The organism is Streptomyces erythrochromogenes (assembly GCF_040684695.1).
GTDB classification, from domain to species: domain Bacteria; phylum Actinomycetota; class Actinomycetes; order Streptomycetales; family Streptomycetaceae; genus Streptomyces; species Streptomyces erythrochromogenes_C.
Genome location: NZ_JBFBGM010000021.1, coordinates 70,939 through 85,115, shown reverse-complemented (window position 1 = coordinate 85,115; position 14,177 = coordinate 70,939). Strand labels below are relative to the sequence as shown.

At 73.4% G+C, this 14,177-nt stretch carries 11 protein-coding genes; 10 read left to right on the top strand and 1 reads right to left on the bottom strand.

The features are described 5' to 3' along the window. Positions 1 to 274: 274 nt before the first annotated feature. Positions 275 to 1,618, bottom strand: a complete 1,344-nt coding sequence (gene murA, locus AB0O53_RS27185) for a UDP-N-acetylglucosamine 1-carboxyvinyltransferase (RefSeq protein WP_030771691.1) — start codon at positions 1,616 to 1,618, stop codon at positions 275 to 277. Positions 1,619 to 1,880: 262 nt separating this feature from the next. On the opposite strand from murA, the gene AB0O53_RS27180 reads away from it, so the two are divergent. From AB0O53_RS27180 to AB0O53_RS27135, 10 genes are all read left to right on the top strand, one after another. After that, the gene (locus tag AB0O53_RS27180) at positions 1,881 to 2,441 is read left to right on the top strand and encodes a YqgE/AlgH family protein (protein ID WP_031152413.1); all 561 of its coding nucleotides are present in this window, start codon (positions 1,881 to 1,883) and stop codon (positions 2,439 to 2,441) included. A gap of 29 nt (positions 2,442 to 2,470) precedes the next feature. Further along, entirely contained in the window at positions 2,471 to 2,755 is a 285-nt protein-coding gene (locus AB0O53_RS27175; RefSeq protein WP_030010729.1) for a DUF3039 domain-containing protein, read from the top strand. 168 nt (positions 2,756 to 2,923) lie between these two features. Continuing rightward, the gene (locus tag AB0O53_RS27170; RefSeq protein ID WP_350999091.1) at positions 2,924 to 4,615 is read left to right on the top strand and encodes a beta-N-acetylhexosaminidase; all 1,692 of its coding nucleotides are present in this window, start codon (positions 2,924 to 2,926) and stop codon (positions 4,613 to 4,615) included. Positions 4,616 to 4,907: 292 nt separating this feature from the next. Further along, positions 4,908 to 5,825 carry an FAD binding domain-containing protein gene (locus AB0O53_RS27165; protein ID WP_403139007.1) on the top strand — a complete coding sequence of 306 codons (918 nt, stop codon included), beginning with the start codon at positions 4,908 to 4,910 and terminating at the stop codon, positions 5,823 to 5,825. Further along, the gene (locus AB0O53_RS27160; protein WP_365198927.1) at positions 5,822 to 8,086 is read left to right on the top strand and encodes a 2Fe-2S iron-sulfur cluster-binding protein; all 2,265 of its coding nucleotides are present in this window, start codon (positions 5,822 to 5,824) and stop codon (positions 8,084 to 8,086) included. Before AB0O53_RS27165 ends, AB0O53_RS27160 begins: the two co-directional genes overlap by 4 nt. Positions 8,087 to 8,145: 59 nt before the next feature. Beyond that, a complete protein-coding gene (locus AB0O53_RS27155; protein ID WP_365198995.1) occupies positions 8,146 to 10,434 on the top strand; it encodes a xanthine dehydrogenase family protein molybdopterin-binding subunit in 2,289 nt (762 codons plus the stop codon). A 128-nt stretch (positions 10,435 to 10,562) separates the two neighbouring features. Beyond that, positions 10,563 to 11,069 carry a DUF2563 family protein gene (locus tag AB0O53_RS27150; RefSeq protein ID WP_365198924.1) on the top strand — a complete coding sequence of 169 codons (507 nt, stop codon included), beginning with the start codon at positions 10,563 to 10,565 and terminating at the stop codon, positions 11,067 to 11,069. After that, positions 11,066 to 12,505, top strand: coding sequence for a WXG100 family type VII secretion target (locus AB0O53_RS27145; protein WP_365198922.1), 1,440 nt, complete (start codon positions 11,066 to 11,068; stop codon positions 12,503 to 12,505). The genes AB0O53_RS27150 and AB0O53_RS27145 overlap by 4 nt, the downstream gene beginning before the upstream one ends. A 21-nt stretch (positions 12,506 to 12,526) precedes the next feature. Beyond that, entirely contained in the window at positions 12,527 to 13,702 is a 1,176-nt protein-coding gene (gene mycP, locus AB0O53_RS27140) for a type VII secretion-associated serine protease mycosin (protein ID WP_365198920.1), read from the top strand. A 36-nt stretch (positions 13,703 to 13,738) separates the two neighbouring features. After that, positions 13,739 to 14,176, top strand: a complete 438-nt coding sequence (locus AB0O53_RS27135) for a hypothetical protein (protein ID WP_365198917.1) — start codon at positions 13,739 to 13,741, stop codon at positions 14,174 to 14,176. Position 14,177 lies beyond the last annotated feature (1 nt).

Here is a 14,177-nt window from a genome sequence, read left to right as displayed (position 1 = left end):
GCCGCCCTTCTGCCTGCCCGCGGCCCCGCGGGCCCCGCCGCGCCCGCCCCGAAGGCCGTACGGGGCCTCGGCGGCCCCGTGAGGCCCCGTCAGAGGCCGTCAGTGCCCGTCAGAGCCCTCCGGGGCGCCCGGCGCCGCCGACGGCGTGCGGCGGGCCGGGGCGGGCCTGGGCGGGGCGTGGACGGGGCCGGCGCGGCCCGGCATGCGGAAGCCCCCCGGGCCCTTGCGGGCCCGGGGGGCTTCCGGCGTCCGTACGGGTGTACGGCGCAGCGGGCTAGACGAGGTCGCCGCCCGGCAGCTCGACCTTCGCACCGAGCTCCACGAGCTTCTCCATGAAGTTCTCGTAGCCGCGGTTGATCAGGTCGATGCCGTGGACCCGCGAGGTGCCCTCGGCGGCCAGCGCCGCGATCAGGTACGAGAACCCGCCGCGCAGGTCGGGGATGACCAGGTCGGCGCCCTGCAGCTTGGTCGGGCCGGAGACGACCGCCGAGTGCAGGAAGTTGCGCTGGCCGAAGCGGCAGGCGCTGCCGCCCAGGCACTCGCGGTACAGCTGGATGTGAGCACCCATCTGGTTGAGCGCCGAAGTGAAGCCGAGCCGGGACTCGTAGACCGTCTCGTGGACGATCGAGAGGCCGGAGGCCTGCGTCAGGGCCACGACGAGCGGCTGCTGCCAGTCGGTCTGGAAGCCGGGGTGCACGTCCGTCTCCAGCGCGATGGCGTTGAGCGGGCCGCCCGGGTGCCAGAAGCGGATGCCGTCGTCGTCGATCTCGAAGGCGCCGCCGACCTTCCGGTACGTGTTCAGGAAGGTCATCATCGAACGCTGCTGGGCGCCGCGCACGTAGATGTTGCCGCCGGTGGCGAGGGCCGCGGAAGCCCAGGAAGCGGCCTCCAGACGGTCCGGGAGCGCCTTGTGGTTGTAGCCGCCGAGCCGCTCCACACCGGTGATCCGGATGGTGCGGTCGGTGTCCATGGAGATGATGGCGCCCATCTTCTGCAGCACGCAGATGAGGTCCTCGATCTCCGGCTCCACGGCGGCGTTGCTGAGCTCGGTGACGCCCTCGGCCAGGACGGCCGTCAGCAGCACCTGCTCGGTCGAGCCGACCGAGGGGTAGGGCAGGCGGATCTTGCAGCCGCGCAGCCGCTGCGGTGCCTCCAGGTACTGGCCGCCCTCGCGCTTCTCGATGGTCGCGCCGAACTGGCGCAGCACGTCGAAGTGGAAGTCGATCGGCCGGCCGCCGATGTCGCAGCCGCCGAGGCCCGGGATGAAGGCGTGGCCGAGACGGTGCAGCAGGGGCCCGCAGAAGAGGATCGGGATGCGCGAAGAGCCCGCGTGGGCGTCGATGTCCGCGACGTTCGCGCTCTCGACGTGGGTGGGGTCGAGCACGAGCTCGCCCGGCTCCTCGCCGGGACGGACCGTCACCCCGTGCAGCTGGAGCAGACCGCGCACAACACGCACGTCACGGATGTCGGGAACGTTGCGCAGCCGACTGGGTTCGCTGCCGAGCAGAGCGGCGACCATGGCCTTGGGCACGAGGTTCTTCGCACCGCGGACACGGATCTCGCCCTCGAGCGGGGTACCGCCGTGGACAAGCAGTACATCGTCACTGATGCCGGTCATGAATCTCGCGTTCCGGAGAGGGTGGGCAGGGGACCAGGGAAAAGGGTAAGGGCCATCACCCCCTTGTTCGTAAGGGTGACGTGGCCGTAGGACTGTCATGAATTCGGTACAACACCCTCCGTATCCACCACATGGCGGAGCGTCGCGTTCCGGCTGCTCCGTCCGTGCGCGCTCCTCGCTGCTGCCGTGCGCCCTGAGCTGCGAGCGGTCCGATCTGCCCGCCCGCTCCCCGCGAAGGGCCGATGTGCGGGATCATGGCGGCATGACCGAGGTGTCCTCCCTCACAGGGCGGCTGCTCGTGGCCACCCCCGCCCTCGCGGACCCGAACTTCGACCGCGCGGTGGTGCTGCTGCTCGACCACGACGAGCAGGGCTCGCTCGGCGTGGTCCTCAACCGGCCGACCCCGGTGGGCGTCGGCGACGTCCTGCTGCCCTGGGCGCCGTTGGCCGGAGCGCCGGGCGTGGTCTTCCAGGGCGGGCCGGTGGCGCTGGACTCGGCCCTGGGGCTCGCCGTCATCCCGGGCGAGGAGGGGCCGCTCGGCTGGCGCCGGGTGCACGGGGCGATCGGGCTGGTCGACCTGGAGGCGCCGCCGGAGCTGCTGGCCCCGGCCCTCGGGGGCCTGCGCATCTTCGCCGGTTACTCCGGCTGGGGGCCCGGCCAGCTGGAGGAGGAGCTCGGCGAGGGCGCCTGGTACGTGGTCGAGTCGGAGCCCGGAGACGTGTCCTCACCCGACCCGGAGCGGCTGTGGCGGTCGGTGCTGCGCCGCCAGCGCGGCGAACTCGCGATGGTCGCCACCTATCCGGACGACCCGTCGCTCAACTGACTGGCGCGGGGTTAAGTACCCTGGGTTCCATGAGCACTCTTGAGCCCGAGCGCGGGACTGGCACGGGGACCCTCGTAGAGCCGACGCCGCAGGTGTCGCACGGTGACGGCGACCACGAGCGCTTCGCCCACTACGTCCAGAAGGACAAGATCATGGCGAGCGCGCTCGACGGGACCCCCGTCGTCGCGCTCTGCGGCAAGGTCTGGGTACCGGGCCGGGACCCGAAGAAGTACCCGGTCTGCCCCATGTGCAAGGAGATCTACGAGTCCATGGGTCCCGGCGGGGACAAGGACAAGGGCGGCAAGGACAAGTAGGTCCGACACCGCTCTCCCTGCCCTTTCGCGGGACCGGGGCCCTCGGCGCACCACGGTGCGTCCGGGGGCCTTTGCCGTGCCCGCGGGGGGCGTTAGGGTCGGCGCGACGAGCACCCGGCGGAACGTGCGTTGCGCAGGGCGCAACAACCTGCCGCGAAGGGCTGACGCATGGACCCGATCCGCACGGGCCTGATCCGCACGGGCCTGATCCCCGCACCCCAGGTCGTACTCCTCGACGAGGACGGGCGCCGCTTCGCGTTCGGCCCGGAGCCGCTCCTCGACGCCGGGCCCGGCACCGGATCCGTCGCCCGCTGGATGCGACGGGAGCTGGGGGCGGCCACCGGCTGGGCCCTCCCCGCCGCCGGGACAGGGACGGCGGCCGGCGCCGAAGGGGGTGCGGTCGCGGAGCTGCGCCTGCGCATCGAGCCGGACCTCGCCGGGAACCGCGGGCCGGAGTCGTACCGCATCGCCGTCACGGAGGGCGGGGCGGAGCTGGCGGGCGCCACGGCCGCCGGCCTGTTCTGGGCCGCCCAGACCCTGCGCCAGCTGCTCGGCCCCGACGCCTACCGCAAGGCGCCGCTGCCCGGCCGCACGTGGAGCCTGCCGTACGCGGACATCGCCGACGGCCCCCGCTTCGGCTGGCGCGGCATGATGCTCGACGTCGCCCGGCACTTCACGCCCAAGGACGGCGTGCTGCGCCACATCGACCTGCTCGCCGCCCACAAGCTCAACGTGCTCCACCTGCACCTGACGGACGACCAGGGCTGGCGGATCGAGATCGGGCGGTACCCGCGGCTGACCGGGGTCGGGGCCTGGCGGCCCCGCAGCCGCCGGGGCCACCGCGCCTCGCCGCTGTGGGACGACACCCCGCACGGCGGCTTCTACACCCAGGACGACATCCGCGAGATCGTCGCGTACGCCGCCGAGCGGCACGTCCGGGTGGTCCCGGAGATCGACCTGCCGGGGCACTCGCAGGCCGCGATCGCCGCGTACCCGGAGCTGGGCAACACCGACGTGGTCGACACCGCGGCCCTCGGCGTCTGGGACGACTGGGGGGTCTGCGAGAACGTCCTCGCGCCGACCGAGGCCGTGCTGCGCTTCTACGAGGGGGTCTTCGAGGAGCTGCTGGAGCTGTTCCCGGCGGACGTCTCGCCCTTCGTGCACATCGGCGGCGACGAGTGCCCCAAGGCGCAGTGGAAGGCCTCCGCGGCCGCGCAGGAACGGATCCGCGAGCTGGGCGTGGACGGGGAGGACGGACTGCAGTCCTGGTTCGTCCGGCACTTCGACCGCTGGCTCGCCGAGCGCGGGCGGCGCCTCATCGGCTGGGACGAGATCCTGGAGGGCGGGCTCGCGCCCGGCGCGGCCGTCTCCTCGTGGCGCGGCTACGCGGGCGGGATCGCCGCCGCCGGGGCCGGTCACGACGTGGTGATGTGCCCCGAGCAGCAGGTGTACCTGGACCACCGTCAGGCGGCCGGCGCCGACGAGCCGATGCCCATCGGGTACGTGCGCTCACTGGAGGACGTCTACCGGTTCGAGCCGGTGCCGCCCGGGCTGTCGCCGGAGGCCGCCGCCCATGTGCTGGGCGCCCAGGCCAACATGTGGACCGAGGTGACGCAGGACCAGGGCCGGGTCGACTACCAGGTGTTCCCGCGGCTGGCGGCCTTCGCCGAGGTGGTGTGGTCGTGGCAGCCCGCGCCCGGGGAGCGCGACTTCGGGTGGTTCGAGGAGCGGATGGCCGCGCACTACCCGCGGTTGGACGCCCTGGGCGTCGGCTACCGGCCGCCGGGCGGCCCGTTGCCCTGGCAGCGGCGGCCGGGAGTGCTCGGGCGCCCGATCGAGGGCGCGCCCCCGAACGTGTGACACGGCCGCGGAGGGCCGGCCTGAACGAAAAGGGAACGCCTCCGGAACTCTCGCTGGAATTCCCGCTATACGGGGAAAATCGGGCAATAGGGGAGGGGTGCCGTCGAAGGCCGTGCGACGGGGCCCTCCGCCCCGTACGGGACACCGTGCGCGGCCGCGGGGCACCGGGAGGACCCTCGCGCCGGGCGGCCCGGAAGATGTGCCAGAGTTGCCACGTCCCGGCGGTGAGCACGTACCGTACGGCGGACAGGCGTGAGCGCCAGGACCGGGACATCGGGAAGGGGCAGCTGGGTTGACCACGCACGCACCGCACGCACCGCACGCACCTGATTCACCTCAGGGGGCTCAGGGGCAGCAGGCGGCGCAGTCCGTGACGCTGCCGGCCTCGCTCGACGAGGCCGTCGCGGCGCTCACCGCCATGCCCGCCGCCGTTCCCGTCGCGGGCGGCACCGACCTCATGGCCGCGGTCAACGCCGGGCTGCTGCGGCCCGCCGCGCTGGTCGGCCTGGGCCGGATCAACGAGATCCGCGGCTGGCAGTACCAGGACGGCCACGCGCTGCTCGGCGCGGGCCTCACCCACGCCCGGATGGGGCGGCCGGACTTCGCCGCCCTGATCCCCGCGCTCGCGGCCGCCGCGCGCGCCGCCGGCCCCCCGCAGATCCGCAACGCCGGCACCCTCGGCGGGAACATCGCCACCGCCGCGCCGACCGGTGACGCGCTGCCCGTGCTGGCCGCGCTGGAGGCCGTACTGGTCATCGTCGGCCCGGACGGGCGGCGCGAGATCCCCGTCTCGCACCTGCTGGCCGGGCGGGAGATGCTGCGGCCCGGTGAGCTCATCGGCTTCGTGCGGGTGCCGCTGCTGCACGCCCCGCAGGTCTTCCTCAAGGCCACCGGGCGCACCGGGCCCGGGCGCGCGGTGGCGTCCGTGGGCCTCGTCCTGGACCCGGCGCGACGCGGCGTGCGCTGCGCGATCGGTGCGGTGGCCCCGATGCCGCTGCGGCCGCTGGAGGCCGAGCAGTGGGTGGCCTCGCTGATCGACTGGGACGGCGGGCGGACCCTGGCCCCCGAGGCGCTGGAGGCCTTCGGCGAGTACGTCGCGGCCGCCTGCGTCCCCGACCAGGGGGAACCGGTGGCTCCCGGCGTACTGCACCTGCGGCGGACGGTGGCCGTACTGGCACGGAGGGCCCTCGGAAGGGCGCTGACCTCATGAGCGAGAACGAGAACGAGAACGTGACCCAGGGGAACGGCACGGCGGGCTGGGGCTGGGAACCGGTCCCGCAGGGCGGCGAGTACGACTCGGACGCCACGGCCTTCGTGAAACTGCCGCAGGACATGCTGGACGCGCTCGGCACTGGTGAGCCGCTCGCGGCGCCCGGGCACGGCTACGTGCCGCCGCCGATGATCGTGCCGCTGGGCTCGGCCAGTACGGACCCGGCGGCCACGGGCACGTGGACCCTCCCCGCGCAGTGGCCGGAGGCGGGCGGCGACGCGTCGGCGTCCGGCACGGGTGCCGGCTCCGGTGCGTCCCCGGGCGCGGCCTCCGGGTCCGTGGGCGGCCCGATCCCCGCTTCGATCCCCCTCCCGGCGTCGGTGGCGGCCGCGTTCGCCGAGTCCGGCCCGGAGGCCGAGCCGGAGCACGATCCCGGTGCGACGGCGGAGTGGCGGTTCCCCGAAGGGGTGCATGAGGCGGAGGAAGCGCCCTCGACGACCGGCCAGTGGGCCGTACCGGACTTCGCGCAGCAGCAGGACTTCACGCAGCACCAGGACTTCGCGCAGCCGCAGGGCGACTACCGCACGGGCGGTGGCCTGGACGCGGACTGGAGCCAGGCCCCGGCGACCCTGCCGGGCGGCGCCCCGGCCCCGTGGGCGTACCTGACGCAGGAGCCGGCGGCCGAACCGGACCCCGGCCCCGGCCGGGCGTACGGCCAGGACGCCGGAGTCCTGCCGGGCACGGACGAGGCGGCCGCCGCCTCGGCCGCTGCCGCCGCCACGGCGCACGCCGCCGGACGCCTGCTCGGCGGGCCCGGCGTGGGCGCCGCGGGCCGCGGGCCGCGGGTGCTGGGCGGCCCCGGCGTGGGTACCGCGCTGCAGGAGGCCGAACCCGCGCACGGGGCGCCGCACGAGGTGCCCCACGACATCGAGGCCGCGCACGGCCCGGCGGCGACGGCGCACGCGGGGGAGCGGCCGCACCCGGGAGCCACGGCGCAGGAGCCGGCCGCTGCCGCGGTCGGCGGCGTGGACCTCTTCGGCGGAACGCGGACCGAGGCGCCGGCCGAGGACGCCGCGCGGCCCGCCGAGACCGCTGAGGCTGACCAATCCTCCCGGCCCGGATACGCCGAACACGGCGAGCCGTCCGACCTGTTCGGTCACACCGGTCACACCGGTCACACCGGTCACATCGGTCACACCGCACATGTCGAACACGGCGGGCATTCCGCCGAGTCCGGGCACTCAGGGCACTCCGGTCACTCCGAGCACTCCGTGCCTCCTGAGGACACCGACGGGCACGGCTTCGCGGCCTTCGGCCAGGCACCGGAACACGCGCCGGAACCCGCGGCGGAGGCCGCCCCGGCGGACGGCCACGGCCATGGCTTCGCGGAACCGGGCCGCACACCCGCACCGGACCGTGCCGACGCCGAGGAGTCCGCGCCCGCCGAAGCCGACCCGGGCCGCGCGGAGGTCCCGGCCGGGTCCACACCGGACGCGGACACCGCCGACAGCGCGGCGAAGCTCCCGGCCGAGGACACCGGCGAAGGGATCCCGGCCGAGGTGCCGGCGTACGAGGAGGAGTCCGGGCCCGCCGCCGTCGTCCAGCACGAGCACCCGCACGCCTCCTACGTGCTGCGCGTCAACGGCGCCGACCGCCCCGTCACCGGAGCCTGGATCGGCGAGTCCCTGCTCTACGTGCTGCGCGAGCGCCTCGGCCTCGCCGGGGCCAAGGACGGCTGCTCGCAGGGCGAGTGCGGCGCCTGCGCCGTGCAGGTCGACGGCCGGCTCGTGGCCTCCTGCCTGGTCCCGGCGGCCACCGCCGCCGGCAGCGAGGTCCGCACGGTCGAGGGCCTCGCGACGGGCGGGGAACTCTCCGACGTCCAGCAGGCGTTGTGCAAGTCGGGCGCGGTGCAGTGCGGATTCTGCGTGCCCGGCATGGCCATGACCATCCACGACCTGCTGGAGGGCAACCACGCCCCCAGCGAGCTGGAGACCCGCCAGGCGCTCTGCGGCAACCTCTGCCGCTGCTCCGGCTACGCGGGGGTCGTCGAGGCCGTGCGCGAGGTCGTGGCCGGACGGGAGGCCGCGTCGGCCGCCTCCGCGGACGCGGCGCAGGGGCAGCCCCATGCACCGGGGCAGACGGGGCAGGCGGGGCAGGCGCAGGGGCACGTCCAGGCGCAGGGCGAGGGGGCGCATGAGCCGCGCATCCCGCACCAGGCAGCGCCCGGCGAGGGCGGCATCCACCACGGAGGCACGGCGTGAGCGGTCAGGACGCGGCGACGGCGACGGCGACATCGGCCGTGAACGCCACGGTGACGGCCATGACGGCCCCGGGGGCCGAGGCCGCCGAACCGCAGGTGCCGCGCGGCATCGGAGCCTCCGTGGAGGCCAACGACACCCGCGCCAAGACCGAGGGCACCTTCCCCTACGCCGCCGACCTGTGGGCCGAGGGCCTGCTGTGGGCCGCCGTGCTGCGCTCCCCGCACGCCCACGCCCGGATCCTCTCCATCGACACCAAGGCGGCCGCGGAGATGCCCGGCGTGCGCGCCGTCGTCACCCACGCCGACGTGCCCGGCGCCACCACCCACGGCCGCCGGATCGCCGACCGGCCGGTGTTCGCCCACGACGTCGTGCGCCACCACGGCGAGCCCATCGCCGCCGTCGCCGCCGACCACCCCGACACCGCCCGCCTCGCCGCCGCCGCGATCGCCGTCGAGTACGAACTCCTCGACCCGGTCACCGACCCCGAGCAGGCCTTCGGCGCCCCCGCCCTGCACCCCGACGGCAACCTGATCCGGCACATCCCGCTCCGCTACGGCGACCCGGAGGCCATCGGCGAGGTCGTGGTCGAGGGCCTGTACCGGATCGGCCGCCAGGACCCCGCTCCCATCGGCGCCGAGGCCGGACTGGCCGTACCCCGCCCCGACGGCGGCGTCGAGCTCTACACCGCCTCCACCGACCCGCACACCGACCGCGACCTGGCCGCCGCCTGCTTCGGCCTGGAACCGGACCGCGTGCGCGTCGTCGTCACCGGCGTGCCGGGCGCGACGGCCGACCGCGAGGACGCCGCCTTCCAGCTCCCGCTCGGCCTGCTCGCCCTGCGCACGGGCTGCCCGGTGAAGCTGGCCGCCACCCGCGAGGAGTCCTTCCTCGGCCACACCCACCGCCACCCGACCCTGCTGCGCTACCGCCACCACGCGGACGCGGAGGGCCGCCTGGTCAAGGTCGAGGCGCAGATCCTGATGGACGCGGGCGCGTACGCCGACGCCTCCGCGGAGTCCCTGGCGGCGGCGGTGGCCTTCGCCTGCGGCCCGTACGTCGTCCCGCACGCCTTCGTCGAGGGCTGGGTCGTGCGCACCAACAACCCCCCGTCGGGCCACGTCCGCGGCGAGGGCGCCATGCAGGTGTGCGCCGCGTACGAGGGCCAGATGGACAAGCTCGCGGCCGCCCTCGGCATCGACGGCGCGGAACTCCGCATGCGCAACGTCCTGGCGACGGGAGACCTCCTCCCGACGGGTCAGACGGTCACCTGCCCGGCCCCGGTGGCCGAACTCCTGCGCTCGGTCCGCGACCACGAGCTGCCCGCGCTCCCCAAGGACGCCCCCGAGGACGAGTGGCTGCTGCCCGGCGGCCCGGAGGGCGCGGGCGAGCCGGGCGCGGTACGGCGCGGCGTCGGCTACGGCGTCGGCATGGTCCACATGCTCGGCGCGGAGGGCACCGACGAGGTCTCCACCGCCACGGTGAAGGTGGTGGACGGCGCGGCCACCGTCATCTGCGCCGCGGTCGACACCGGCCAGGGCTTCGGCACGCTGGCCCGCCAGATCGTCCAGGAGGTCCTGGGCGTCGACGAGGTCGCGGTGGCCCCGGTGGACACCGACCAGCCGCCGACCGGCCCGTCGGCGCACGGCCGCCACACGTGGGTGTCGGGCGGCGCGGTGGAGCGGGCCGCGAAGATGGTCCGCACCCAGCTCCTGCAGCCGATGGCCCACAAGCTGGGCATGTCGACGGAGCTCCTGCAGATCCAGGACGGCCGGATCACCTCGTACGACGGTGCGTTCTCGATGTCGGTCATGGAGGCCATGGCGGGCAAGGAACTCTGGGCGACCGCCCAGTGCCGCCCCCACCCGACGGAACCGCTGGACGCGGACGGCCAGGGCGACGCCTTCGTGGGCCTCGCCTTCTGCGCGATCCGCGCGGTGGTGGACGTGGACATCGAGCTGGGCTCGGTACGGGTGGTCGAGCTCGCGGTGGCCCAGGACGTGGGCCGCATCCTCAACCCCCGCCAGCTGGAGGCCCGTATCGAGGCGGGCGTCACCCAGGGCGTCGGCGCGGCCCTGACGGAGAACCTCCGCACGGTCGCCGGCCTGGTCCGCCACCCCGACCTGACGGGCTACGCCCTGCCGACCGCGCTGGACGCCCCGACGGTCCGGATCGTGAAGCTGGTGGAGGAGCGCGACGTGGTGGCCCCGTTCGGCGCGAAGGCGGCGAGCGCGGTCCCGGTGGTGACGACCCCGGCGGCGATCGCCTCGGCAGTCCGCGCGGCCACGGGCCGCCCGGTCAACAGGCTCCCGATCAGGCCTTCCGCGGCAGTGGCGGCGCCCAACTCGTGACCGTGTGACCCACATTGCACGTGCAACCCGGACTTGGGGCTGTCGGTGGCGGTCGCTAGAGTGATCGACGAGAGTGCGCTCACGCACGCGTGAACGGGTGCGAACGGGGACGGGGACGGGGAGTCGGCGTGGCAGAGGACAGCGGCGGGGTTCTGGCGGTAGGCCTGTCCGGTGACAGCATCGCGGCGTCGATCAGAGCCCAGGCGGACGCGCAGGCGCGCGCTGCGGCCCTGCGGGTCGAGTACGACGACCTGAAGGGCTACAAGAACCTGGTGGACGGCCTTCTGACGTCTCTTCAGGAGTCACCGGCGCACCACGGCAAGCTGGCTGACGGCACCCTCCCGGCGGGGGTCCTGGGCACGGGCTTCCCCGAGGCGGACAAGCTGTACGAGGCGTACAAGACCGTCCACTCGGAGCTGCAGAAACTGTCGAAGGGGCTGGCGGAGCAGATCGAGGGTCTGGGCATCGCGGTCCAGTCCGCGAATGGCGGTTACGCGGAAGTGGACGAGGAACAGAAGCGGCGCATGGTCGTCATCGCCAAGCAGGCGCACGACCACTACGTCGAGGATCGTGACCCGTACGCGAAGAAGAGCGACACTCCGCAGCCGACCGGGAAGGGCGGTGTCCTGGGATGACGGACTTCGAGGGATACACGCACGCGCAGCTGCACGCGATGATCGAATCGCTCGATCCGGCGAAGGTCGAGGCGCTCGGTGCGAAGCTCACCGAGGCCGCCAAGACGATCGAGACGATCGGCACCAAGCTCAAGGACCACAAGGTCAAGGGCTGGGAGGGCGAAGGCGCGACGGCGTTCCAGAACTGGGTGAGCCAGTCGGGCAGTGCCACGCTCCAACTCGCCAAGTACAGCACTGCGGGCGGCAAGTACATGGCCGAAGCCGCGCAGGTCATGCGCGAGGTCAAGCCGTCCAAGGAGGGTACGGGCAACTTCCCTCCCTACGACGCTGCCGCGGACGCGAAGCTGCGAGAAAACCTGGCGACGTCCCGCGAGTACCACAACGACCCCGACGCGGTGCAGCTCGGCCAGGAGGCCTGGTCCAAGCTGAGCGGGGACCACGCCCGCGCCGTGGACGCGATGAACAAGCTGGCCGGCGCCTACGACCAGTCCGCCTTGCAGATGGGCAAGGCGGAAATCCCGACGTTCCCGCCGCCGCCGCAGGTGCTTGTGCCGACCGTCCGCGATGGAAGCCAAGACCTGGCGCGTGACGGTGGAGGCAGCCCGGGCTACGGTGGCGGCGGTTCGGGGGGTTCCGCCTACGGGCCGTCCGGGGAGCCCGGATCGGTGCCTGGGAGCCGGCCGAGGCCGGACAACACTGTCCCGTCGGTCTCCGTGCCGTCGACTCCGGACCGCGACGTGGACGTGGACCTCGACACCGTCGCCACGCTTCCGCCCCCGACCACGCCGCCGGTGACGACCGCACCCGGTCTACCGCCGACGACGAGTCCGGTGGGACCCACCCCTGGCCCGTTCGTCCCGCCTGTGACCGTTCCGCCGGTGGGCGGGATCAAGGGCGGACCTGGGCCGTTCGCCACGGGCCCGGGAATCGGCCCGTACCCAGGTATGGGCGGTCCCGGCCTTCCGGGTGGCAAGGTCATCGGCACACCCGGCCTGCCCCCGCGTGACGCCGGCATCACCGGTGGACGCCCGGTGACTTCCACCGGCCCGACCTCGGGCATCCCGCGTGGCACGGTCATCGGTGAGGGTTCTCAGGCGGGGCGCCCCATGGGCGGCGGCATGGGCCACGGTGCCGGAGGTGCCTACGGAGGCAGCCAGGTAGGCTCCCCGGTCGGCCGCCGACTGGCGTCGGAGCCCGGAGGCGTGGTCGGAGGGCGTCAGACCGGTGCGGTCGGTCGCCCGATCGCGGCGGGCCAGCCGTTCACCCAGGGCGGTTCGGGCCTCGTGCGCAACGGTGCGGGTGCCATGGGCCACGGGGGCACGCAGACTCCGGGCAGGCGTCGGGACAACCAGGGGGGCGAGCGCCCCGACTACCTGGCCGAGGACGAAGAGACCTGGCAGGGCAACCGTCGTGTTGTCCCGCCGGTGATCGACTGAGCAGAACGGACGTTGTACGGGATGCACATGCGCAAGGCGACCGCGGCCCTGGTGGGTCTCCTGCTGGCCGGGGTCGCCGCGACCCCGGCCCACGCGGACACGATTCGATCGCAGCAGTGGCATCTCGATGCGATGAAGGCCGACGAGATCTGGAAGATCAGCACGGGTAAAGGCGTCACCGTTGCTGTGATTGACACCGGTGTTAACCAGATCCCAGAACTCGAGGGTCAGGTCCTCCCTGGGAAAGCCTTCCCGGTAGGTGATGCCGAAATGGGTCGGGATAACGACTACTTCGGCCATGGCACCGGCATTGCCGCGATGATCGCCGCTACGGGCAAGCACCCGACTGGTGACGGTGCGTACGGTCTGGCGCCAGGCGTCAAGATCCTCCCCATTCGTATTCCCGACATGCTTGAAGCGGCATCGACGCCGTCCATGGTCGAAGCCATCCGACATGCGGCGGACTCGGATGCCAGAGTGATCAACATCTCCATGGGTCTCGCCGGCAAGGCTGAGGATGATCAGCAGCGCGCTGCTGCTGTGAAGTACGCCATCTCGAAGGGCAAGCTCATCTTCGCTGCTGTCGGTAACTACGGGAACTCGACGAATGAGGTTCAGTACCCCGCAGGGACCCCCGGCGTGGTGGGCGTCGGAGCAGTGGACTCCAAGGGCGAGCCGACAGCTGAATCGCAGCACGGCCCCCAAGTGGACCTTGCTGCACCCGGCATGGACGTTGTCACTGCCTGCAAAGGCAAGACTGGGGTCTGCAAGACCCACGGAACCAGTGACGCCTCCGCCCTGGCCTCTGCCTCCGCCGCACTCCTCTGGTCCGCCCACCCCGACTGGACCAACAACCAGGTGCTGCGGGTCCTGCTGAACACCGCGGGCAAGCCCGTCGACGGGTCGAACCGCAACGACTACGTCGGGTACGGCATCGTCCGGCCCCGGGTCGCGTTGCAGACGCCCGGGGATCCCGGTCCGGCCGACGTCTATCCGTTGCCCGACCTGGCCGCCGCATCCCAGACGGGGGACAAGCCCGCCTCGCCCGGCGTCGCGGCGCCGTCCCAGTCCGACGCCCCGCAGGCCGCCGCCGAGAAGAAGAGCGGCAGCTCGGTCCTCTGGGTCGGGCTGGGGCTCGGGGCCTGTGTGCTCATCGGTGGGGCCGTGACCGCCGTCGTGGTGCGCCGTAACCGCTGATCCGACCTGATCCGTTCCGACCCGGAGGTTCACGCGATGTCGTTCGACGAAGAATGGTCGGCGGCTCGCGCCTCGGCCGCCGCCGGTGTCGCCATGCGGCTCAACCAGGCGCCCACCGACCCCGCCCCCGGCGGTTCCGGCGGTCCCGGCGGTGCCGATCTGGCGCTCGATCAGGACCAGATCGGAGCCGTCGGCTCCGAGGCGTACAAGCTGCACACCCGCCTCCAGACCGACGGCAAGCACGCCGCCACCGCGACCGCCGAGGCGGCCGCGGCCCTCACCAGGGAGGGGTTCGCGAGCGGGGCCGCCCTGCTCAAGGCCGGCAACCTCTGGGAGACCCAGGTGAAGACCCTCGTGGCCGCCTGCGCCAACATCTCCAACGGCCTGAACTACTCGCTCTCCTCCCACGCCAAGGACGAGCAGCAGCTCCACGCGGACTTCACGGCGTCCGCCATCGACACCTACCTGAAGTAGA

What these genes read in the sequence shown, in the direction of transcription:
- AB0O53_RS27155 (WP_365198995.1), top strand. Translation starts at nt 8,146, where the DNA reads ATGACGGCCCCGGGGGCCGAGGCCGCCGAACCGCAGGTGCCGCGCGGC.
- AB0O53_RS27170 (WP_350999091.1), top strand. Translation starts at nt 2,924, where the DNA reads ATGGACCCGATCCGCACGGGCCTGATCCGCACGGGCCTGATCCCCGCA.
- AB0O53_RS27180 (WP_031152413.1), top strand. Translation starts at nt 1,881, where the DNA reads ATGACCGAGGTGTCCTCCCTCACAGGGCGGCTGCTCGTGGCCACCCCC.
- AB0O53_RS27145 (WP_365198922.1), top strand. Translation starts at nt 11,066, where the DNA reads ATGACGGACTTCGAGGGATACACGCACGCGCAGCTGCACGCGATGATC.
- AB0O53_RS27160 (WP_365198927.1), top strand. Translation starts at nt 5,822, where the DNA reads ATGAGCGAGAACGAGAACGAGAACGTGACCCAGGGGAACGGCACGGCG.
- AB0O53_RS27135 (WP_365198917.1), top strand. Translation starts at nt 13,739, where the DNA reads ATGTCGTTCGACGAAGAATGGTCGGCGGCTCGCGCCTCGGCCGCCGCC.
- mycP (WP_365198920.1), top strand. Translation starts at nt 12,527, where the DNA reads ATGCACATGCGCAAGGCGACCGCGGCCCTGGTGGGTCTCCTGCTGGCC.
- AB0O53_RS27175 (WP_030010729.1), top strand. Translation starts at nt 2,471, where the DNA reads ATGAGCACTCTTGAGCCCGAGCGCGGGACTGGCACGGGGACCCTCGTA.
- murA (WP_030771691.1), bottom strand. Translation starts at nt 1,618, where the DNA reads ATGACCGGCATCAGTGACGATGTACTGCTTGTCCACGGCGGTACCCCG.